The sequence below is a fragment of the Inquilinus sp. CAU 1745 genome, assembly GCF_039839375.1.
Classification (GTDB): Bacteria; Pseudomonadota; Alphaproteobacteria; order DSM-16000; family Inquilinaceae; genus JBDOQU01.
In genome coordinates this window covers 379,349-399,373 of sequence record NZ_JBDOQU010000001.1, presented here as the reverse complement: position 1 = coordinate 399,373, position 20,025 = coordinate 379,349, and the positions used below count along the sequence as shown (strand labels likewise).

Genomic DNA, 20,025 nt, shown 5'->3' with positions numbered 1-20,025 from the left:
GAGAGGCTGAAAGTATGAACAGTCGCAATGCTGTATTTCCTACCAACCGCCATGCCCTCTACGAGACGCACGGTTACTCGGCCGCTATTGCGTCGGGCGACCTGTTGTTCGTTTCAGGCCAGGTGGGTAGTCGTTCCGATGGCTCGCCGGAACCGGACTTCGCCGAGCAAGTTTGCCTAGCCTTCTCCAATCTCGAGGCGACGCTGGCTGCAGGCGGCTGCACGCTCGACGACATCGTTGACGTCACGACATTCCACACCGATCCCGAAAACCAGTTCGAAACAGTCATGGCCGTAAAGGGCCGGATCTTCTCGGAGCCGCCTTATCCGAACTGGACAGCGATCGGCGTCAACTGGCTCGCCGGATTCGACTTCGAGATCAAGGTCATCGCCCGCATTCCCGATTGGTGATCCGGAGACGGCCGCCGCCGAGATGCATCGTGCCAGCGCAGTGCTCGGCGGGCTGTCGCGCCTAACCATCCAGATAAGCACCGAGGCCGTTGCCGAGGTCATCACGAGAGTCGCGCGAGCCGACGGCTAGACAAAGTCGGAGCAGCAATTGGCTTTCTGGCGGCATGCGTCGGGGCGGCTTGCGGGTTAGCTTCTCATCGGATCCGGCGACCGGCACTGAGGTGGCATAGACGTGCCGAGCAAGGTTTCCCGCTGGCAAGCGGCACCCTTGGGCGTCACTGCAGTGCGATGGAGCGCACCGGATCGTGAACTGCCCGACGATAGTCGGACGGGCTCAAGCGCATGTGCTTGAGGAAAACCCGGGCGAGGACTTGGTTCGACGAGTACCCAACCTCCAGCGCAATCTCGGTGACCGGGATATCGGTATGTTCGAGGAGTTCGCACGCCTTTTCCACTCTTAGTCTCGTCAGGTAGACACGTGGCGGAACGCCGAGGCTCTGCTTGAACATGCGGGCGAAATGGAACGGCGACAGCCGCGCCTCGGCTGCCAGTTCATCGAGGCTGATGTCGTCCGAAAGCCGCTCCCGCATCAGTTCCAGACAGCGTCGTTCAGCCCACGGCGCGAGCCCCCCGCGCGCCGAAGCGAGCGGCGAGCCGGCCAAGCGGCAAAGCTCGGCCAGTATCTCGCAACCGGCTGCTTGCGCCAAAAGTCGCGACGGCGCGCCCTCTTCGTCGCAAAGGCGCCAAAGCTGGCGCTGCGCGGATCGAATTGTGGGCGAAGTGAACGTTCCGCGGTGCAATACACCGAAATCGAGGGAGTGCGTCCGATCCGCGGTGTCCTCAAAAAATTGCCTCCAGTACGCGACCGGAAACGCTAGGGAGCGAATTTGGTGATAGCTGTCGACTCTGACCGAGTTAGTGAAGTTCGGCGCGGTCAGCAAGAAGTCGCCTGGCCGGCTTGTCGCACTGAAACGTCCCGCGCCAAGGTCAGCGTTAATGCCAAAGCCGCCGATCACATCGTAATGCAAGACGATCTCAGGTACCGCGGGGTCTGACATGTCGACCGCGGGCATGGCGGTCTCCATCAAATTGAGGAAACCACCGGGGGATTTCACCGTGCGTACATAGGTCGCAAAGGGGCCTTCACGGAACCACTGGGTGAAGGAGGAATAGCGCGGCGTCATTGATCTGCCTCTGCCACCGCAAGCACAGTTCCTTGTGCGTTAAAAGAGAGTTTGCGCACCGGATCGCGGACCGCGCGACGATAGTCGGACGGACTCATGCGCTGATGCTTGAGGAAGACCCGAGCAAGCACCTGGTTCGACGTGTACCCGACCTCCAGGGCGATTTCCGTAATCGGAAGGTCTGTCTGTTCGAGGAATTCGCAGGCTTTCTCGACCCTCAGTCGCGTCAGGTAGACGCGTGGCGGAACACCCAAGCTCTGCTTGAACATGCGGGCGAAATGGAACGGCGAGAGCCGCGCCTCGGCCGCCAGTTCGTCGAGGCTGATGTCTTCCGAAAGCCGCGCGTGCATCAGCTCCAGACAGCGCCGCTCTGCCCATGGGGCAAGGCCGCCCTTTGCCGTCGGGAGCGGCGCCCCGCCCAAGCGGCACAGCTCGGCGAGGATCTCGCAGCCGGCAGCCCGCGCCAGCAGACGCGATGGCGCTCCCTGATCCTCACAAAGAGCCCAAAGGTTCCGAAATGCAGATCGGATCGCCGGCGAGTCGAACATCCGACCGTAGATACAGGAACTGTCGAACGAGAACTGACTGTCGGCGGCTTCGTCGAGCACGCTTTCCCACTGCGCCATCGGGAAAGCCAAGCTGCGAAGCCGATGGCTCGTTTCCATAATCGCCGTGGTGGCGAAGTTCGGCGCGGCGAGACAAAAGTCGCCTCGCTTACCCGTAACATCGAAGCGTCCCCCTCCAAGGTCGCCGCTGACTCGACTTCCGCCGAGCAAGTCCTGATAGAGGACGATATCCGGCAGACCCGGGCGGGACATGTCCCCGGCCGGTCGCGCCACCTCAAGCAGGTCAAGGACTCCGCCAGGCGATTTTCGCGCCCGCAGATAGGACGCCTGCCGCCCTTCGCAGTACCATTCAGAGGAAGATGAATAGGCCGGTACCGTAATTGCGGTCACTCCTATGACATGGCCGTCGTCTCGATCTGCGGGCGCGGCCCAACGGTTGGCCACCTGAGCGCGCCAGCTCATCTAGCCCTGCGGTAGCTCCCACAATACTTTATGGGCAACCACGCGGGTACGCATCTTCGCGACTCATCGGCACGATCTGTGGGCTTCGCTACGTGAGTTCAGCGATGACATAGTGATTGGTCAGCGCTCGCGCCAGCCGGCCCAGTACTATCACCGCAAGATCGGCACCAGCGCGGCAGCTTCAGCGCCGCAGGGCAAAAAAGCGCTCGCTAAAGTTCACTCACCCTGACTTTTCGCGAGACACCAAATAATAAGCCCCTTCAACCCTATGTCGTTCGCTGTTCGTCGGTCTCGGATCGGCATGATCTATGGCCTTGTGTCAGTCCGTTCGCCGGGCCGCCGATCATCGCACTGCTCGGACTCCGAGGCATGCTTACAGGAGAAGCCGCGGTTTAGTGGCTGAGAGGTCACGTCAACATTGTGCAGTCGGTCCTGCAAAAAACTACTTCGCGTTCTCCGCCCGGGATGACGCCGCGAAGAAATTCGATGCGGCTTGAAGAGCATCGAATCCAGTCTGTCCCAACTCAAAAGGAGAGCAAAGGTGTCCGGTAAACTTGAAGTTCTGAACCCGCAGAACAGCCAGATCATCTTCATCGATCACCAGCCGCAGATGGCGTTCGGCGTCCAGTCGATCGATCGTCAGGTTCTGAAGAACAACGTCGTAGGTCTCGCCAAGGCCGCGAAGGTGTTCGGCATCCCGGTGACAATCACCACAGTCGAGACGGAGAGTTTCTCCGGCCACACCTATCCAGAACTGCTGGCTGTCTTCCCCGAGCATCCGCTGCTCGAGCGCACCTCGATGAACTCCTGGGATGACCAGAAGGTGCGCGACGCACTCAAGAAGAACGGACAGAAGAAGGTGGTCGTCTCCGGCCTCTGGACCGAGGTTTGCAACAACACATTCGCCATTTCCGCGATGAGCGAGGGCGGTTACGAGATCTACATGGTCGCCGACGCCTCCGGCGGAACGACGAAGGAAGCGCACGACTACTCGATGCAGCGGATGATCCAGGCGGGAGTCGTGCCGGTCACTTGGCAGCAGGTTCTCCTCGAATGGCAGCGCGATTGGGCGCGCCGCGACACCTATGACGGCGTCATGGACATCGTGCGCGAGCATTCCGGAGCCTACGGCATGGGCGTCGATTACGCATACACCATGGTCCACAAGGCGGAGGAGCGCGTGAAGCACGGCGCCCGGCTCGATCCCGTGGCGGCCGGATCGGCGGCCGCCGCTGCCGAGTAGCCATCCAATGCGCCGGCCCTGACGGCCCGATCCTCCCCCAGCCGTCTCGCCCCGTCCGGCGCAACTGGCGGGCCTGCGTCGCCCAGCAGGCCCGCCCCCTTCTTGAAACCGGAGAGACAAACACAGCGAGGACGCGAGACATGCGCGAGACCCGATGGAACTCCTTGGCAGACGCCGCGAGCGTCACTCGCCGGCAGGTGACGAAGTCTGGCGCCGCGCTTAGCGCACTTGCCCTTTTCGCGCCTGGCTGGGCGCGCGCGCAACCCAACGAGGAGGACGGCATGGCCGACACGATCATCACCAATGCGCGCGTGACGACGCTCGACCGCGCCAATCCCGAAGGCCAGGCGCTGGCAGTCAGGGACGGGCTGGTCCAGGCCGTCGGGCCGCGTAACGAAATCATGCGGCTCGCCGACGCCAAGACCCACGTGATCGACGCGGGCGGGCGGCGCGTGATCCCGGGCCTCAATGACAGCCATACCCATCTCATCCGTGGCGGCCTCAACTACAATATGGAGCTACGGTGGGAGGGCGTGCCCTCGGTCGCCGTCGCGCTCCGCATGCTGAAGGAGCAGGCCGAACGTACCCCGGCGCCGCAATGGGTGCGCGTGGTCGGCGGCTGGTCGGAGTTCCAGTTCGCCGAACAGCGCATGCCGACGCTGGACGAGATCAACGCCGCCGCCCCCGAAACGCCGGTTTTCATCCTGCACCTCTACGCCCGCGCGCTCCTCAATCGCGCCGCACTCGCCGCGCTCGGGATCACCAGGGACACGCCCAGCCCGCCCGGCGGCGTGATTGAGAAGGACGCACGGGGCAATCCGACCGGCATGCTGATCGCCAAGCCCTCGGCGCTGATCCTCTACTCGACGCTGACGCAGGGTCCGAAGCTGCCGCTCGAAGACCAGATCAACTCGACCCGCCATTTCATGCGCGAACTCAACCGCCTCGGCATCACCAGCGTCATCGACGCTGGCGGCGGCGGGCAGAACTATCCGGAAGACTATCAGGTCATCCAGCGCCTGCACGACGCAGACGAACTCACCGTAAGGATTGCCTACAATCTTTTCGCGCAGAAGGCGGGGGAGGAGTTGTCGGACTACGAGCGCTGGGTGGAGATGACCGAGCCCGGTGCGGGCTCCGCCTTCTTCCGGATGAACGGCGCGGGCGAGAACCTCACCTGGTCGGCGGCGGATTTCGAGAACTTCCTCGAGCCGCGCCCCGATCTCGCACCGACAATGGAGCGCGACCTCGAGAAGATCGTCGAGTTGCTCGCGACGAACGAGTGGCCGTTCCGCATTCATGCGACCTATGACGAGTCGATCGATCGTTTCCTGACCGTCTTCGAGCGCGTCAACCAGAAGCAGCCGTTCAAAGCCCGCTTCATCATCGACCATGCCGAGACGATCTCGGAACGCAATATCGAGCGGGTGAAGGCGCTCGGCGGCGGTATCGCCACCCAGCACCGCATGGCCTTCCAGGGCGAATATTTCGTCGAGCGCTACGGCGCCGAGGCGGCGCGGCTCACACCGCCGATCGCCAAAATGCTCGAGATGGAGGTGCCGGTCGGCGCCGGAACCGACGCGACCCGCGTCGCGTCCTACGACCCGTGGGTCAGCCTCTATTGGCTGACCACCGGCAAGACGCTCGGCGGCATGCCGCTCTACGGCGAGGAGAACGTCCTCGACCGTGAGACGGCGCTGCGGCTGTGGACGCAGGGGTCGGCCTGGTTCTCCGGCGAGCAGGAGGTTAAGGGCACGCTTGCGCCCGGCCAGTATGCCGATCTCGCAATCCTTTCGGCGGATCTGATGTCGGTCCCGTCGGAAGAGATCCGGCGGATCAATGCCGTCATGACCATGGTCGGCGGCAAGTTGGTCTATGGCGAGGAGGACTTCGCCGACCTCGCACCACCGCTGCCGCCGGCTAGCCCGTCCTGGACTCCGGTTGGGGCGTTCGCTAGCCCGGGTATGCGGATGGCTTCTGTGGAGCCGCCCGTCCAACACGCGCGGAGCTGCCATGACGGCTGCGCCAGCGCCTGCGGCCTCCACGGCCACGATCACCGGATCGCCTGGACCAACCCGCTCCCCGTGCGCGACCTGAAGTCCTTCTGGGGCGCGCTCGGCTGCTCCTGCTTTGCGGCGTGAGGCGCTCATGACAATCGCTTCGCCGACCCCCGCCAGCTACCCGCCCGCATCATCTGCGGGATCGGCCTGGTCACCGTTTCGTCATCGCGCTTTCGCGTTGCTGTGGACGGCGACGCTGATCTCCAACATCGGCACCTGGATGCACGATGTCGGCGCGGGCTGGTTGATGACGACGCTGAACTCGTCGCCGGCGATCGTCGCGCTGGTGCAGGCGGCGACGACCGCGCCGATCTTCCTCTTCGCGCTGTTTGCGGGCGCGCTCGCCGATCGGGTCGACAAGCGGCGGTTCCTGCTGATCGTCAATCTGGTTCTAACCGGCGTCACCGTTGCGATGGCGACGCTGACCGCGGCCGGAGCAATGACGCCGGCGCTGCTCCTCGCCTTCACCTTCGCGATCGGAACCGGAGCGGCGCTGATGGCGCCGGCCTGGCAAGCGGTGGCGCCGAGCCTCGTGCCGCGCGAGAGCCTCCAGCCCGCGATCGCGCTCAACTCGATGGGCATTAACATCGCGCGCGCTATCGGCCCCGCGCTTGCCGGGTTCCTAATCTCCGCCGTGGCGCTGTCCGCGCCCTTCATAGTCAATGCAGTGAGCTATCTCGCTATCGTCGCCGCGCTGCTACTATGGAAACCCGAGACCGGCCCGGCGAAGACCCTTCCGCCCGAGCCGCTGTTCGGCGCGATGGCGACCGGGCTGCGCCATGCCAGCCGCAACAGCGCGCTCAAGGCGACGTTGGTCCGCTCGTTCGGCTTCTTCACCTTCGGGAGCGCCTATTGGGCGCTGTTGCCGCTCGTCGCGCGTAGGCTCGAAGGCGGTGGCGCCGAAATTTACGGCGTGCTGCTCGCCGCGATCGGCGGCGGGGCGGTAGCAGGCGCATTAGTGCTGCCTTACATTCGCAAGCGAATCGACGCCAATCGCCTCGTTGCCGCCGGCACACTCATCACCGCCGCCGCGATGGCGCTCCTTGGCCTCGCGACCAGCGCCGCCACGGCCTTGCCCGCCTCAGTGCTCGGCGGGTTGGGTTGGATTACGGTGCTCACCAGTCTCAACGTCTCGGCGCAGACCGCGCTCCCCAACTGGGTGCGCGCACGCGGCCTCGCAATCACGCTGATGGTGTTCTTCGGCTGTATGTCGGCAGGCTCCGCCGGCTGGGGGCAGGTGGCGACGGCGACGTCGGTCCCGACCGCCCTCCTGATCGCCGCCGCGGGCGCCGTCTTCGCCATCCTGCTCACCTGGCGAGCGAAACTTGGCCAGGGCGAGGCGCTCGATCTCACCCCCGCGATGAGTTGGCCCGAGCCGGTGATAGCGGAGAGCCTCGACGCCGCTCCCGACCGGGGGCCGGTGCTGGTGACGATCCGCTACCAAGTCGACGAAGGCGACACGGAAGGCTTCCTCGCCGCCATGCATGAGATTGCGGGCGAGCGCTACCGCGACGGCGCGCACGACTGGGGCGTCTATCAAGACGCGGCTGAGCCCGGAGCATGGATCGAATGGTTCTTCCTGCCGAGCTGGGCTGAGCACCTGAGGCAGCACGAGCGGGCGACGAAGCACGATCAGGATATCCACGCCCGGGCGCGCGAGTTCCACCTCGGCGCCGAGCCGCCGGAGGTGAGCCACTTCCTGGCGCCGCTCCATTCCACACAGATCGTCGCGAAGACAAAAGGAGGCGCCCGATGAAGGTCGCGCTTGGATTGTTGCTCGCCCTGACCATCGGCGTCGCCTGCCGGCTCGCGGGCATCCCGCTGCCGGCCCCGCCGGTGCTCATCGGCGCGCTCCTCGTGCTGGCGATGACCCTTGGCTACGTCGTGACCGACCGGCTCGCTGCGCATCGGGAGGCGAATTCGAGGCCGCTCTGCGGCGGACCGTCAGGACAGCCTGAAGAGGTGCAGTCATGATCGCCTCGCTCATCGGCGTCAATCTCGGTTTTCTCATCGGCGTCGGTTGCCGCTGGTTCGACCTGCCGCTCCCGGCGCCGCCCCGGGTCGTCGGCGCGCTGCTCGTCGTCTTCATGACGCTTGGATTCCTCGGCGCCGACCTCGCCCTCGCGCAAATGGGGAGCGGCTGATGACACGAATGATGCCGATCGCCGGCGACCGGGGGTCAAGCGGCGCGTCCGGCGCCTCGCTCCTTGCGGCCCGGATCTGCCTCGCGACCGTATTCCTCTATAGCGGCGCGACGAAGCTCGTCTACTGGTCGGCAGGAATCGAGGAGTTCGCCGCGCTCGGCCTGCCCATTCCGGCGCTGGCTCTGGCCGCGACGGTCGTCCTACAGATCGGAGCCGGCATGGCCTTGTCGCTCGGCTGGCACAGCAGCCTCGCGGCGCTGGCGCTGGCAGCCTTCACGGTGGCGGCGACGCTGATCGGCCATCCCTTCTGGGCCTTCGAAGGCGACGACTTTCACCGTCAGCTCACCACCGCGCTCGAGCATCTCGCCATCATCGGCGGCCTCGTCGCCATCGCGGCCGTCGGACCCGGCCCATTCAGTCTTCAGCCTCGGGAGCATTCGTCATGATCACTATCCGCGACCGCCACACGCGCGGCCACACCGACATGGGCTGGCTCGACAGCCGCCACAGTTTCTCTTTTGGCGAGTACCGCGATCCAGATCATATGGGCTTCGGTCCCTTGCGCGTCATCAACGACGACCGCGTTGCGCCGGGCGCGGGCTTCGGCGCGCACAGCCATGCGGACATGGAGATCATCTCCTACGTCCTCGAAGGCGCTCTCGAACACAAGGACAGCCTCGGCAACGGTTCGGTCATCGTGCCAGGCGATGTGCAGCGCATGTCAGCCGGGACCGGGGTGACGCACAGCGAATACAACGCGTCGAAGACTGAGCCTGTTCACTTTCTGCAGATCTGGATCGTTCCGGAAGCTCGCGGCATCGCGCCGGGTTACGAGCAGAAACGCTTCCCCCAAGAGGAGCTGGAAGGTCGCCTGCGTCTCATCGCCGACCGCAGGGGCGGCGACGGTGCGGTCACGGTCCACCAGGACGTCGCGATCCATGCCGGCGAGCTCTCCGAAGGCGAGCGGTTCACCCATGAGTTCGCGCAAGGTCGGCGCGGCTGGCTGCATGTTGCGCGCGGGATCGTGCACCTCAACGGAGACGAGCTGCGCGAGGGCGACGGCGCGAAGATCGAGGGCGAGCGGGCGATCGAGCTCGACACCGATCATCGGGCAGAGATCCTGCTCTTCGACCTCAAATGACTCATGCTTGCGCTTCGATGCATAGGCTGCCTTGTCGTCTTCGTTGCCGCCATGGCGCAAGCGAAGGCTGAGGAGGCCTGTGCGCTCGAACCGGCGAAGCTGCGCTTCGACGACGATTATGACTGCTTCCGTGACCCCGAAAACCGGGAGCATCTTCCCGGCGATATCAAGTTCATTCCGTTGACTGAGGATGAGCGCTTCTTCCTCAGTCTCGGCGGCGAGATCCGCCAACGCTACGAATACACGCATAACCCGCTCTTCGGGGCCGACCCGCAGGACGAGGCCGGCGTCTGGCTGCAGCGCTACACGCTGCACGGCGATCTCCGTCTCGGGCCGCATGTCCGCGTCTTCGGACAGCTCTCCAGCGCGCTCGAGACCGGTCGCGCAGGCGGGCCGAGCCCGGTCGATGAGAATGACCTCACGCTCCAGAACGCGTTCGTCGACCTGAATGTGCCGCTCGGGCCCGACGCCGACCTGACCCTGCGCGGCGGCAGGCAGGAGCTGCAATTCGGATCGGGCCGGCTGGTGGACGTGCGCGAAGGTCCGAACGTGCGCCGCACCTTCGATGCGGCGCGCGCCATCTTCGAAGTGCCGGGCTGGCAAGTCGAGTTGCTTGCGGCCCGACCGCGCTTGCCTCGTCCGGGCGTTTTCGATGACGAGGCGAACGACGACCTAGCGCTCTGGGGTGTCTACGCCGCTGGCGGCAAGGACTGGATGCCCCTCGGCGCAATCGATCTGTACTATCTCGGTTTCGAGGATGATGCCGGTGCGTTCGCGCGAGGCTCAGCGCGCGAGCGTCGTCACTCGATCGGCGCGCGGCTTTACGGCGCGGAGCGCGGCTGGGACTGGAACTGGGAGGCGATCTATCAGTTCGGCAGCTTCGGCGACGGCGATATTTCCGCCTGGACGATCGCCAGCGAGACTGGTTTTACGTTCGAAGACAGGCCGTGGCGGCCGCGCATCGCGCTCAGCGCCAACATCGCGAGCGGCGATGGCGACCCGGCCGACCCCGATCTTGGCACCTTCAATCCGCTGTTCCCGCGCGGCAATTATTTCTCGGAGGCCGCGGTGCTCGGCCCCCGCAACTTCTTCAACATCCATCCCTTCGTGACCGTGCGCCCAACGCACGCCTGGTCGCTGACCGCCGACATGAACTTCTTCTGGCGGCTTGACACGGACGATGGCGTCTATGCGCCCGCGGGCCAACTGATCCGCGGGCCATCGGGCAGCGATGAGCGCTTCGTCGGCTCGGCTGTCTCACTCACCTCGGAATACGCACTCGCCCAGAACCTCGCCGTCACCGCGATCTATACGCATTTCTTCGCCGGGGATTTCATCCGGGCAACGGGCCCCGCCGAGGACATCGATTTCTTCGAGCTGACACTGCAGTTCAAGTTCTGACCACGAAAGAGTCTGACCCTATGAACAACGACCTCGACCTCAGCGAATCCGAGAGGGAGATCGCCGCAGCCGGACTCGCCAAGCTGCTTGCCGAGACCTTCACGCTCTACGCCAAGACGCACGGCTATTACTGGAACGTTGAGGGACCGATGTTCCGGACCTATCACCTCCTGTTCGAGGAGCAGTATCGAGAACTCTGGGCCGCGGTCGATAAGATTGCCGAGCGCATCCGCGCCCTCGGCGCCTACGCGCCATCGGCCCCTGCTGACATCGCCGCACTCTCAGATGTCGCACCGGATCAGACGGTCCCGAACCCGGCCGACATGGTGCGCAGCCTGATCGCCGACCATGAGCGCGTCATTCGCACCATGCGCTGCATCCGCCCCGCCATCGACGACATCGGCGACAACGCCTCAGCAAGCCTGCTCGACGATCGGCTGACCGCGCACGAGAAAGCCGTCTGGATGGTCAGGAGCCTCGCACGGGACGTCGGCGAAGGTTCGCTGAGGGCAGAGCCGATCGGCGAGCACTTCGCGAAGCGACTGGCGAACTTCGAGATGCCGAAAGCGAGCAGAACCTAGGTACTGACGATATGGGGATGAAGATTGAGGGGGGAGGAGAACGAAGGCGGCTGCTTTGGACGGCCGAAATGAACGATGGAGAGCATCTCAGGCTTGGACTTGAATATCGTCTCGACGGTCGCGGAGACTGGAAGTTTCCGCAGATCGGCGCTTCAACTTGGCCTAGGCCAGCCTGCAATCTCCCGCCGGGTGGCGCGTGTAGAAGATCTCATCGGTGTCTCGATCTTTGAACGGCGCAGGAGCGGCGCAAGACTGACTGTCGCGGGACGAGCGTTCATCGGTCGAATACGTCCAGTCCTCGACGATCTTGTAGCGGCGGTCGAAGTGGCGCGGGCGGCTGGAGAGGTAGCCAGCGGCGAGTTACGGATCGGGCTCATCGCCTCGCTCTCCAAAGGCGCGCTTCGAAGCGTGGTCGAAGCTTTCTTCGTTGCCCACCCTGATGTCGCAGTGGGCTTCACCGAGGCAGAGCGAAGCGAATTGCTGAGCCTTCTTACGCATCGCGACATCGACGTCGTGATGGCCGCCGGGAACGGAGCGCTTGATATCTGCGACACGTTGCTCATCGACGAAGAGGCGATTTACCTGGCCGTACCGTCTGGTTCGCGGCTTGCGCAGCAAATCCGTCTCGATTGGAGCGAGGTCGAGGGCGAGACCTTCCTGCTCAGCTCTCGTGAACCCGGTCCGGAGATTTACGACTACATCCTTCGACGCGTTTCGGGCCTCGGGAAACCTGTCAGCGTGCAGCGGCACCGGCTCGGCCGTGAAGGGATAATGACGTTGGTGGGGCTCGGTGTTGGAGTCAGCCTCGTCGCCGACCACTGGCGCGGCGTCGATTACCCCAACGTGACTTTTGTCCGAATAGGCGAGGCCGGCGAGCGCGTGCCGTTTTCGCTGATCTGGCGACCGGAAAACGACAATCCCGCGCTCAGGCGGTTCCTGAGCCTGGCGCGAATCGAGGCGAAGCGGAACGGCGCTCTTTCCTCGCCTTCGCAAAGCCTCGATCCGTCGCCATGAAGCGCGCCAGCATGGGCGCGACCAGCTTGACCGGCTCGTGCTTATGCCCCGTCTCGCGCGCCAGCACCTCGGCATAGGCGGCGAGATCGCGATGCACCTCTGCAGGTAGCTCCACCGTCAGCTTGACGGGCTTGTCATCGGGAATGGTTCCGAGCTTCAGCTTGGTCATGAGGTCAGCTCCGATAGGGTTCGAGCACAAGATCGCGCGTGACCATGACCCGCACCGGGAAGCCCGGCCGAACCGTGAGCGTCGGCGGAACGGCGAGCTGGCGACTGACGGCCTCGTCGCCGGCGCGGCCGATCGTGTCCTGCGTTCCTTCGCGGATGGCGCGGGCAATCTCGTCCTCATCGTCCACGCCTAATTCCGTACCGATGTTGAGGACGGTGGCGAGACCGACTGCGAAGAAGAGCCGGTCCCAGTGGTTGTCGACGCCGTCCTGCAGCCCGGCATAGCCCGCTTCGTCTCCACCGGGCTGGCGCTCGAGTACGATCGAGCGGCCGTCCGGCAGGATCAGCCGCGTCCAGACAAGGAGCACCCGGGTCTGCCCTGAGGCTACGCGGCTGTCATACTCGCCGATAAGCCGCGCGCCCTGCGGGATCAGGAGATAGCGCCCGGTCGGGCTGTCATAGACAGGGCTCGTCACCTGCGCGGTGATCTGACCCGGCAGGTCGGAGCGCATCCCAGTGATCAACGCGGCCGAAATGACTGAGCCGGCCTGGACGACATAGGGACTCGGCGGCGCCTGCAGGCGGTCGGCGCTGACGGTGCGGCGGTCCGGGGGAGCGTTCAGGAACGCCTCGCGCCGATCGGTCGCGTCGCGCGGACCGGCTGCGGCGGCTGTCATCGGAAATGACGGCGCGGCTCCGATGCCCGGTTGCTTCGGGGCCATCGCGCCGTCTGCGCCGCCCGTCGCGGTGTTGGCGTCGGCGAAGAGCTCGCTCACACGCGCCGCCTCCTGTTCCTGGAGCCGGAGCTGCTCCGCCGGATCGACGGCAGGAACGGCCGGTCCGGGGACGACCGGCGCCGGGATCGGCTCGCCGCGCTCCCGTGCGGACACGATCGGCCTGCCGAGGTCGCCGGGCAGCGGCGGCCCGAGCCGGGGCACATCGTCATAGTCGCGCGGCAGTTCGGCGAGGCCCTCGGCCTCCTGCACGCGCTCGGTCGAGAACAGCTCGTCCGGTCCATCGATCGAGCCGCGATCCTGCAGCGCGACTATCAGGATCGCGCCAATCCCGAGCCCGCCGGCGGCGGCGAGCACGGCCATCGCCTTGCGCGAAAGGCGCATGACGCGCGGCGGATCGGAGCGAAGGCGGAGCCCGGCCGCGATCTCCTTCTCGGAGCGCGGCGCTGGGCCGCCTTCCAGCTTTTCACGATTATCGTTCGGCTGATTCATCTACGCCTCCCGTCCGTGCGCACGATGCGCAGGCGCTGCTGGTCCTCGCCGCCGAGGCGGAGCTCCGCCGCCGCGAACAGCCGGTCGACGATCATGACGTTTCGATAAACGCGCGTGTTGACGAGCTGGGGCTCGCCGTCCGGACCGAGCACGAAGATCGGCGGCATCTCGCCCTGCACGACGCCGCGCGGGAAGACGACATAGACGCGTCGGCCGTCGTCGAAGACGCTGAGCGGCCGCCAGGGCGGCGTGTCACCCTCTAGAGCGTAGCGATAGTTGCGCTGAGCGGCCGACGGGATTGTCGGGCGGGCGATGGCGGGTGGCCGCGCCTCGCTCTCTGTCGCGGGATAGGTCCAGGCGACCTGCGGCATGTACCTGTCCTCTCCGGACCGCAGTTCCACCAGGTAGGTCCGCCGGTCGGTGTTGACGACGAGATTGGTGGCGATGTCTGGCCGGGTCGGCTTGACGAGGATATGGACTTGGGTCTCGCGGCCATTGCCGCTCGTCGTGTCGCCGATGATCCAGCGCGCGGTGTCGCCGGCGGCGATCGGACCGGCGCCGGTCAAGCGCTCGCCCGGCTCGAGAGCGATGTCAGTGACCTGTCCAGGCGAGGCGTAGACCTGGTAGAGCGCGCCCTCGCTCCAGGGGAAGATCTGGATGGCGTTGAAATAGCCCTCGCGGCGCGGCTCCACGCGCGCGGCGGCATTGGCGTTGACGACCCGGCCCTCTGCGGTTCTGGCCGCCTCGCCGCCGTGCGACGGCGTCCAGGGCGGCGGAACATGCAGCGGCTCCGGCTTCTTCCCGGCCGAAGATGGCGGCGGTGACGGCAGCGCGGGCACGTCGCTGTCATAGGTGATTCCGGGCGGCTTGAAGGTCGCGCAGCCGGAGAGCGCGGTCGCCGTTACTAGCACGACGACAGGCAGCCGAAGGTGGGCGGACCGTCTCATTGCGCGTTCTCCCGCGACCAGTTGATGGCGTGAACGAAGACGCCGAGAGGGTTATCGGCCAGGGCCTCGGCGGTGCGCGGCGGCTGGATGACGACAGTGAGGATGGCGGTCCAGCGCTCGGTGGCCGCGAGCTGGCCGGACACGTAGCGGCGCTCGATCCAGGCCACGCGGAAGCTGTTCTCGGAGGCGCGAATGACGCTGGAGATTTCGACGGCGATCTGGGTTTCGCCGACCTTGGCGAACGGATCGTTGACACGCGCATAGTCGTTGAGCGCCAGCGCGCCGCGATCGGTGGCGAAGTCGTAGGCGCTGAGCCAGTTCTGCCGGAGCACGATCGGGTCGGCCGGAATCTGCCGGACGTTTTCGATGAAGCGCGCCAGGTGGAAGGCGATCTGCGGGTCGGTCGGCCGGTAGTCGGCGACGGCCGGAGCGACCGCGCGCGCCGCACCCAGCTTGTCGACCTCGACGACGTAAGGAACCACAGTCCCTTGCGTCGCCTGCCAGACAAGCGCGGCGCTCAACGCTCCGGTCATGGCAAGGCACCCGAACGCCATGAGCCGCCAATTGCGGGCCTGAACGCGGGCCGAGCCGATGCGCTCGTCCCAGGCCTGCGCCGCTTTCTGGTAAGGCGTTACAGCCTCAGGCGTCTTGGCGTAGCGGACGCTGGGTCGTTTGAATAGCTTCATGACTTCTCCGAAAGGCTGACGGCAGTCCCGCCGCCGCCATGGTCGCCGGAGCGGACGACATGGGCGGCGGTGGCGACGCCACGGTGAAGGGATTGCTGGCGCTGCATGCGGCGCGCCCAGGCGGGCGGACCGCCATTGGCGGGTGCCGGCATGCTTGTGCCGCGTGAAACCGAACCGCCGGTCGCGGCGAAGGCGGCGCGCGAGCCAGCTTGATAGCTGTCGGACATGGCGCGCTTCAGGGGGCTCGTGGCCGCGCTCATGCCGGCCTTGCCGACACTAGCGAGGCCGCCTGCGACGCCCGCGGCACCCCCGCCGGACGCGGAGCTGCCGAGCCGGTAAGCGGTCGAAGCGCCGCCCGCGACCGAGGCCGCGCCGCGCGCGCCGGCCCCGACCCCGGCTAAAGCCATCTTTCCGGCTGCCGCGCCGCCGACCACCATTCCGCCGGCGGCGAGCCCGGCTCCGACCGCTGCGCCGGCGCCGAGCTGCGGCCCGCCCGAGACGATGCCGTTGGCGATGCCGGGTCCGAAGATGCCGAGCGCCAGCAGCGACAGCGCGGCGAGCACCACGGCCATGGCGTCCTCGATGGTCGGCTCGCCGGTGAAGCCGGCGGTGAACTCGCCGAAGATGGTCGATCCGATGCCGACGATGACGGCGAGCACCAGAACCTTTATCCCTGAGGAGATGACGAGGCCCAGCACGCGCTCGGCCATAAAAGCTGTTTTGTTGAACAGACCGAACGGCACGAGGATGAATCCGGCGAGGGTGGCCAGCTTGAACTCGATCAGCGTGACGAAGAGCTGGATCGCCAGAATGAAGAAGCCGAGCACGACGACGGCCCAGGCGAAGAGCAGGATGATGATCTGGAGGAAGTTGTCGAAGAAGGAGACGAACCCCATCAGCTCGGCGATCGAGGCGAGGATCGGCCGGCCGGCCTCCAGGCCGACTTCGGCGATGCGGCCCGGCTGCAAGAGCTCGCCGGCGCTTAAAGCGCCACCCGAGGCGACGAGGCCGAGCCCGGCGAAGCTCTCGAAGACGATGCGGGCGAGCTGGTTCCAATTGCCGATGATGTAGGCGAAGACGCCGACGAACAGCGTCTTCTTGACGAGCCGGCCGATAATGTCGTCGTCAGCGCCCCAGGCCCAGAACAGACCGGCGAGCGTGACGTCGATGACGATCAGCGTGGTCGCGAGGAAGGCGACGTCGCCGCCGAGCAGGCCGAACCCACTGTCGATATAGGAGGTGAAGACCTCCAGGAACCGGTCGATGACGCCGACGCCCTCCATCTCCTCACTCCGTTTCCGGCTGTGGGGTAAGGGCGGGCGCGAAGAAGCGCCGCCGGTTCTCGGCCCAGGCAGATTTGCAGGCGGTGTCGGTCTGCGCCTCCTGCGGAGCGAGCCTCCGGCAGCGGGCGAGTTCGGCGCTGAGCGGATCGTCGCGCACGGCGGTCGCGGCCGGCTCCGGCGCTACCACATCGCGGAACTCGAACGCGGCGGCGAGCATGGCCTGCGCGCCGAGGCCGAAGGCGATGAGCCGCAAGATCTGGTCGGGCTTGCCGCGCATCGTCAGTCGCGGAACATGCGTACGGTGGTCGCCTCGTATCCGGTCCCGTAGTCGAGGAAGCGGGCGAGGTTCTCGCGCGCCTGCGCTTCGGCCGAGGCCGCGCGGGCGGCTTCGAGCGCACTCGCTCGGTTCTGGGCGGCGATCGCCGCGGTAAGGTCGGCAATCTGCCCCGACTGAAGCGCGAGGAGCTGGTTGCCGGCTTGGACCGCCTGCAATGCGCCGACGGCGCCTTGGCTTTCGGTAACGAGCGCGGACATCTCGGCGCGCGCCCTGTCGATATTGCCGACGACGCCGGCCTGCACCTTGAGCGCGTCCTCGAAACCGGCGACGGAGGTCTCCCATCGCTCGCGGGCATTACCGATCATGGCATCGAAATCGCCCGAGGCGGCGGCCGCGCCATAGCGCTCGCTGAACGCCGTCTCGATGTCGGCGACATCGTGAGCGATGTGCTGGGCCTCGTTCAGAAGCTGCTGCGTGCGCTGGATCGTCGTCTGGAGTTGACTGAGGGACGAATGTGGCAGGCTCGTCAGGTTGCGCGCCTGATTGATCAGCATCTGCGCCTCGTTCTGAAGCTGCGTGATCTGATTGTTGATCTGCTCCAGCGCGCGGGCGGCTTGAAGGATGTTCTGACCGTAGTTCGACGGATCGAAAACGGTGATCTGCGCGGCGGCCGGCGGAGCGGCGATCGGAGAGAAGCCGATGCCTGCAGATAGCGCGAGCATCGTTGCGGCCAGGAAAGCGCGGCGGGGGCGTGGACGGGTCATGGACGGGTCTCCTCTTGCAGGGGTGAAGGGTCGGGATTGGCTGGCGGGACGCCCTCGCCGGGGCCGAGCAGCTCGACGGCCCAGTCGAGCCCGCGCCGCCGCAGCCAGGCGGCGGCGAAGCCGTCGCGGCCGTGTTCGGCCAGCGTCTCGGCGATGGCGGCGTGATGGGTTTTCGACGAAGCGGCAGTGAAGGCGAGCGCGACCTCGCCCAGTCCCAGCGAGAACAGCCGGTTGCCGCGCCGCGACTGGCAGTAATAGTCGCGCTTCGGCAAGCTCCGCGCGACGATCTCGATCTGCCGGTCGTTGAGCCCGAAGCGGCGATAGATGGTAGCGATCTGCGGCTCGAAGGCGCGCTCGTTCGGCAGGAATATCCGCGTCGGACAGCTCTCGACGATAGCGGGCGCGATGCTCGATCCGTCGATGTCGGCGAGCGACTGGGTGGCAAAGACGACGGAGGCGTTCTTCTTCCTGAGCGTCTTCAGCCATTCGCGAAGCTGGCCGCCGAAGGTCGCGTCGTCGAGCGCGAGCCAGCCCTCATCGACGACGATCAGGCTCGGCCGCCCCGTAAGCCGCGCCTCGATGCGGTGGAACAAATAGGCGAGCACGGCGGGCGCGGCGGCCGAGCCGATCAGCCCCTCGGTCTCGAACGCCTGCACGTCGGCGCTCCCGAGCGCTTCGGCCTCGGCGTCGAGCAGTCGCCCGAACGGGCCGCCGAGACAGAAGGGCGCGAGCGCGCGCTTGAGCTCGGTCGATTGCAGCAGCACCGAAAGGCCGGTCAGCGTGCGCTCTTCGGCGGGCGCCGAGGCGAGCGAAGTCAGCGCCGACCAGAGATGGTCGCGCGCCACCGGATCGATGGCAGCGCCCTCGCGGGCGAGCAACCCGGCGAGCCAGTCCTGCGCCCAGGCGCGCTCGGCGGGATCGTCGATCCGGACGAGTGGCTGGAACTGAACGGCAACCTCGTCCTCCGACAGCGCGAGGCCGAGATCTTGCCAGTCTCCGCCCATCGCCACCGTCGCGCAGCGGATCGAACCGCCGAAATCGAAGGCGAAGACTTGGCTACGCTCGTAGCGGCGGAACTGCAGCGCCATGAGCGCGAGCAGCACCGACTTGCCCGAGCCGGTCGGACCGACAACCAGCGTGTGGCCCACATCGCCGACATGGGTCGAGAAGCGGAACGGCGTCGCGCCTTCGGTCTCGGCGTGAAAGAGCGGCGGACCGTCCAGATGCTCGTTGCGCGCCGGCCCCGCCCAGACCGCCGAGATCGGGATCATGTGGGCGAGGTTCAGCGTCGAGACCGGCGGCTGACGAACGTTGGCGTAGAGGTGGCCGGGCAGCGAGCCGAGCCAAGCCTCGACCGCGTTCAGCGTTTCCGGCATGCAGGTGAAGTCGCGGCCCTGGACGATCTTCTCGGCCGCTTTCAGCTTCGCCTCGGCGGCGCGCTCGTCCTCGTCCCAGACGGTGATCGTGGCGGTGACATAGGCCGCGCCCACGAGATCGGAGCCGAGCTCCTGCAGCGCCTCGTCGGCGTCGGCGGCCTTGTTCGCCGCATCGGAGTCGAGCAGCGTCGAGGCCTCGTTGGTCATCACCTCTTTCAGGATCGCCGCCACGGACTTGCGCTTGGCGAACCACTGCCGGCGGATGCGGGTGAAGAGCCGGGTGGCATCGGTCTTGTCGAGGCAGAGCGCGCGCGTCGCCCAGCGATACTCGAACGCTTGGCCGTTGAGCTCGTCGAGCAGCCCCGGCCAGGTCGCGGTCGGGAAACCAATGACCGTCAGCGTGCGCAGATGCGCCTCGCCGAGCTTGGGAGCAAGCCCGCCGACGAGTGGTTCGTCCGCGAGCAGCGCGTCGAGGTGCATCGGCGTTTCGGGCACGCGCACGCGCTGCGCCCGCGTCGAGATTGTCGAGTGGAGATACGTGAGCGTTTCCACGTCTGTGAGCCACGTGGCCTCCGGCATGAAGCCGTCGAGGAGGTCGAGCAAACGGTCGGTGCGCGCCGTGAAGCTCGCCAGATGCTCGCGGGGGTTCGCACCCTTCTCTGGTGCATCCTCGTAGAGCCAGCGTCCGGCGCGGCTCGCCTCGTCGGCGGGCGGCATCCAGACCAGCGTCAGGAAATAGCGGCTCTCGAAGTGGCTGCCGGCTTCCTCGAACTGCGCCCGGCGCTCGGCGTCGACCAGCGCCGAGACTGGGTCGGGGAACTGCGACAGTGGATAGTCTCGCGCCGGCACGCGCTGCGCTTCGACGAACACCGCCCAGCCCGAGCCGAGGCGGCGCAGTGCGCTGTTGAGCCGGCCGGATGTCGCGACGAGCTCGGCCGGCGTCGCGGAGTCGAGGTCGGGGCCGCGAAACCGGGCGGTGCGCTGCAAGCTGCCGTCCTTGTTGAGGACGACGCCCGGGGCGACCAGCGCCGCCCAAGGCAGGAAGTCGGCGAGCAGTGCGGCGCTGGAGCGGTATTCGGCGAGACGCATCAT

At 66.3% G+C, this 20,025-nt stretch carries 21 protein-coding genes; 11 read left to right on the top strand and 10 right to left on the bottom strand.

The window, feature by feature from the left end; translation table 11 throughout:
- Window positions 1-14: 14 nt before the first annotated feature.
- Complete coding sequence (locus AAFN89_RS01945) at window positions 15-410, top strand: RidA family protein (RefSeq protein WP_347535333.1); 396 nt, start codon at window positions 15-17, stop codon at window positions 408-410.
- A gap of 275 nt (window positions 411-685) precedes the next feature.
- Here the strand turns inward: AAFN89_RS01945 and AAFN89_RS01940 are convergent, their stop codons facing one another.
- Both AAFN89_RS01940 and AAFN89_RS01935 read right to left on the bottom strand, forming a co-directional pair.
- Window positions 686-1,594: an AraC family transcriptional regulator gene (locus tag AAFN89_RS01940; protein WP_347535331.1), complete on the bottom strand. Its 909-nt coding sequence runs from the start codon at window positions 1,592-1,594 to the stop codon at window positions 686-688.
- Complete coding sequence (locus AAFN89_RS01935) at window positions 1,591-2,622, bottom strand: AraC family transcriptional regulator (protein ID WP_347535329.1); 1,032 nt, start codon at window positions 2,620-2,622, stop codon at window positions 1,591-1,593. The genes AAFN89_RS01940 and AAFN89_RS01935 overlap by 4 nt, the downstream gene beginning before the upstream one ends.
- A 493-nt stretch (window positions 2,623-3,115) precedes the next feature.
- Between AAFN89_RS01935 and AAFN89_RS01930 the strand changes: the two genes are divergently transcribed.
- The 10 genes from AAFN89_RS01930 to AAFN89_RS01885 all read left to right on the top strand — a co-directional run bounded on the left by AAFN89_RS01930 (window position 3,116) and on the right by AAFN89_RS01885 (window position 12,206).
- A complete protein-coding gene (locus tag AAFN89_RS01930; protein ID WP_347535327.1) occupies window positions 3,116-3,865 on the top strand; it encodes a hydrolase in 750 nt (249 codons plus the stop codon).
- A 281-nt stretch (window positions 3,866-4,146) separates the two neighbouring features.
- Complete coding sequence (locus AAFN89_RS01925) at window positions 4,147-6,006, top strand: amidohydrolase (protein WP_347535325.1); 1,860 nt, start codon at window positions 4,147-4,149, stop codon at window positions 6,004-6,006.
- A 7-nt stretch (window positions 6,007-6,013) separates the two neighbouring features.
- On the top strand, window positions 6,014-7,681 hold the full coding sequence (locus AAFN89_RS01920; protein WP_347535323.1) for an MFS transporter: 1,668 nt from the start codon (window positions 6,014-6,016) through the stop codon (window positions 7,679-7,681).
- On the top strand, window positions 7,678-7,899 hold the full coding sequence (locus AAFN89_RS01915) for a DUF1427 family protein (RefSeq protein WP_347535321.1): 222 nt from the start codon (window positions 7,678-7,680) through the stop codon (window positions 7,897-7,899). The genes AAFN89_RS01920 and AAFN89_RS01915 overlap by 4 nt, the downstream gene beginning before the upstream one ends.
- The gene (locus AAFN89_RS01910; RefSeq protein WP_347535319.1) at window positions 7,896-8,069 is read left to right on the top strand and encodes a DUF1427 family protein; all 174 of its coding nucleotides are present in this window, start codon (window positions 7,896-7,898) and stop codon (window positions 8,067-8,069) included. The genes AAFN89_RS01915 and AAFN89_RS01910 overlap by 4 nt, the downstream gene beginning before the upstream one ends.
- Window positions 8,069-8,515, top strand: coding sequence for a DoxX family protein (locus tag AAFN89_RS01905; RefSeq protein WP_347535317.1), 447 nt, complete (start codon window positions 8,069-8,071; stop codon window positions 8,513-8,515). The genes AAFN89_RS01910 and AAFN89_RS01905 overlap by 1 nt, the downstream gene beginning before the upstream one ends.
- Window positions 8,512-9,210 (top strand): pirin family protein, encoded by a 699-nt coding sequence (locus AAFN89_RS01900; RefSeq protein ID WP_347535315.1) that lies wholly within the window; start codon window positions 8,512-8,514, stop codon window positions 9,208-9,210. Before AAFN89_RS01905 ends, AAFN89_RS01900 begins: the two co-directional genes overlap by 4 nt.
- 51 nt (window positions 9,211-9,261) lie before the next feature.
- A complete protein-coding gene (locus AAFN89_RS01895; protein ID WP_347535313.1) occupies window positions 9,262-10,611 on the top strand; it encodes an alginate export family protein in 1,350 nt (449 codons plus the stop codon).
- 20 nt (window positions 10,612-10,631) lie between these two features.
- On the top strand, window positions 10,632-11,192 hold the full coding sequence (locus AAFN89_RS01890) for a DNA starvation/stationary phase protection protein (protein WP_347535311.1): 561 nt from the start codon (window positions 10,632-10,634) through the stop codon (window positions 11,190-11,192).
- A gap of 93 nt (window positions 11,193-11,285) precedes the next feature.
- A complete protein-coding gene (locus tag AAFN89_RS01885) occupies window positions 11,286-12,206 on the top strand; it encodes a LysR family transcriptional regulator (protein WP_347535309.1) in 921 nt (306 codons plus the stop codon).
- On the opposite strand, the gene AAFN89_RS01880 is transcribed toward AAFN89_RS01885, so the two are convergent.
- From AAFN89_RS01880 to trbE, 8 genes are read right to left on the bottom strand one after another with little or no spacing between them, the layout of a single operon-like run.
- Complete coding sequence (locus AAFN89_RS01880) at window positions 12,118-12,375, bottom strand: DUF2274 domain-containing protein (RefSeq protein ID WP_347535307.1); 258 nt, start codon at window positions 12,373-12,375, stop codon at window positions 12,118-12,120. The two genes, AAFN89_RS01885 and AAFN89_RS01880, sit on opposite strands and share 89 nt — an antisense overlap.
- A 4-nt stretch (window positions 12,376-12,379) precedes the next feature.
- The gene (locus AAFN89_RS01875) at window positions 12,380-13,600 is read right to left on the bottom strand and encodes a TrbI/VirB10 family protein (protein ID WP_347535305.1); all 1,221 of its coding nucleotides are present in this window, start codon (window positions 13,598-13,600) and stop codon (window positions 12,380-12,382) included.
- Complete coding sequence (trbG, locus tag AAFN89_RS01870) at window positions 13,597-14,547, bottom strand: P-type conjugative transfer protein TrbG (RefSeq protein ID WP_347535303.1); 951 nt, start codon at window positions 14,545-14,547, stop codon at window positions 13,597-13,599. Before trbG ends, AAFN89_RS01875 begins: the two co-directional genes overlap by 4 nt.
- Window positions 14,544-15,233: a conjugal transfer protein TrbF gene (gene trbF / locus AAFN89_RS01865; protein ID WP_347535301.1), complete on the bottom strand. Its 690-nt coding sequence runs from the start codon at window positions 15,231-15,233 to the stop codon at window positions 14,544-14,546. Before trbF ends, trbG begins: the two co-directional genes overlap by 4 nt.
- Complete coding sequence (gene trbL / locus AAFN89_RS01860) at window positions 15,230-16,516, bottom strand: P-type conjugative transfer protein TrbL (RefSeq protein WP_347535299.1); 1,287 nt, start codon at window positions 16,514-16,516, stop codon at window positions 15,230-15,232. The genes trbF and trbL overlap by 4 nt, the downstream gene beginning before the upstream one ends.
- 4 nt (window positions 16,517-16,520) lie before the next feature.
- Window positions 16,521-16,793: a putative entry exclusion protein TrbK-alt gene (trbK-alt, locus tag AAFN89_RS01855; RefSeq protein ID WP_347535297.1), complete on the bottom strand. Its 273-nt coding sequence runs from the start codon at window positions 16,791-16,793 to the stop codon at window positions 16,521-16,523.
- Window positions 16,794-16,795: 2 nt separating this feature from the next.
- Window positions 16,796-17,557, bottom strand: a complete 762-nt coding sequence (gene trbJ, locus AAFN89_RS01850; RefSeq protein ID WP_347535295.1) for a P-type conjugative transfer protein TrbJ — start codon at window positions 17,555-17,557, stop codon at window positions 16,796-16,798.
- Window positions 17,554-20,025, bottom strand: a complete 2,472-nt coding sequence (trbE, locus tag AAFN89_RS01845) for a conjugal transfer protein TrbE (RefSeq protein WP_347535293.1) — start codon at window positions 20,023-20,025, stop codon at window positions 17,554-17,556. Before trbE ends, trbJ begins: the two co-directional genes overlap by 4 nt.

Coding starts and splice junctions, on each gene's coding strand:
- AAFN89_RS01915 (WP_347535321.1), top strand. CDS start 7,678: ATGAAGGTCGCGCTTGGATTGTTGCTCGCCCTGACCATCGGCGTCGCC.
- AAFN89_RS01940 (WP_347535331.1), bottom strand. CDS start 1,594: ATGACGCCGCGCTATTCCTCCTTCACCCAGTGGTTCCGTGAAGGCCCC.
- AAFN89_RS01945 (WP_347535333.1), top strand. CDS start 15: ATGAACAGTCGCAATGCTGTATTTCCTACCAACCGCCATGCCCTCTAC.
- trbL (WP_347535299.1), bottom strand. CDS start 16,516: ATGGAGGGCGTCGGCGTCATCGACCGGTTCCTGGAGGTCTTCACCTCC.
- AAFN89_RS01900 (WP_347535315.1), top strand. CDS start 8,512: ATGATCACTATCCGCGACCGCCACACGCGCGGCCACACCGACATGGGC.
- AAFN89_RS01905 (WP_347535317.1), top strand. CDS start 8,069: ATGACACGAATGATGCCGATCGCCGGCGACCGGGGGTCAAGCGGCGCG.
- AAFN89_RS01910 (WP_347535319.1), top strand. CDS start 7,896: ATGATCGCCTCGCTCATCGGCGTCAATCTCGGTTTTCTCATCGGCGTC.
- AAFN89_RS01890 (WP_347535311.1), top strand. CDS start 10,632: ATGAACAACGACCTCGACCTCAGCGAATCCGAGAGGGAGATCGCCGCA.
- trbK-alt (WP_347535297.1), bottom strand. CDS start 16,793: ATGCGCGGCAAGCCCGACCAGATCTTGCGGCTCATCGCCTTCGGCCTC.
- AAFN89_RS01895 (WP_347535313.1), top strand. CDS start 9,262: ATGGCGCAAGCGAAGGCTGAGGAGGCCTGTGCGCTCGAACCGGCGAAG.
- AAFN89_RS01880 (WP_347535307.1), bottom strand. CDS start 12,375: ATGACCAAGCTGAAGCTCGGAACCATTCCCGATGACAAGCCCGTCAAG.
- AAFN89_RS01875 (WP_347535305.1), bottom strand. CDS start 13,600: ATGAATCAGCCGAACGATAATCGTGAAAAGCTGGAAGGCGGCCCAGCG.
- trbF (WP_347535301.1), bottom strand. CDS start 15,233: ATGAAGCTATTCAAACGACCCAGCGTCCGCTACGCCAAGACGCCTGAG.
- AAFN89_RS01925 (WP_347535325.1), top strand. CDS start 4,147: ATGGCCGACACGATCATCACCAATGCGCGCGTGACGACGCTCGACCGC.
- trbJ (WP_347535295.1), bottom strand. CDS start 17,557: ATGACCCGTCCACGCCCCCGCCGCGCTTTCCTGGCCGCAACGATGCTC.
- trbG (WP_347535303.1), bottom strand. CDS start 14,547: ATGAGACGGTCCGCCCACCTTCGGCTGCCTGTCGTCGTGCTAGTAACG.
- trbE (WP_347535293.1), bottom strand. CDS start 20,025: ATGATGCGTCTCGCCGAATACCGCTCCAGCGCCGCACTGCTCGCCGAC.
- AAFN89_RS01935 (WP_347535329.1), bottom strand. CDS start 2,622: ATGAGCTGGCGCGCTCAGGTGGCCAACCGTTGGGCCGCGCCCGCAGAT.
- AAFN89_RS01920 (WP_347535323.1), top strand. CDS start 6,014: ATGACAATCGCTTCGCCGACCCCCGCCAGCTACCCGCCCGCATCATCT.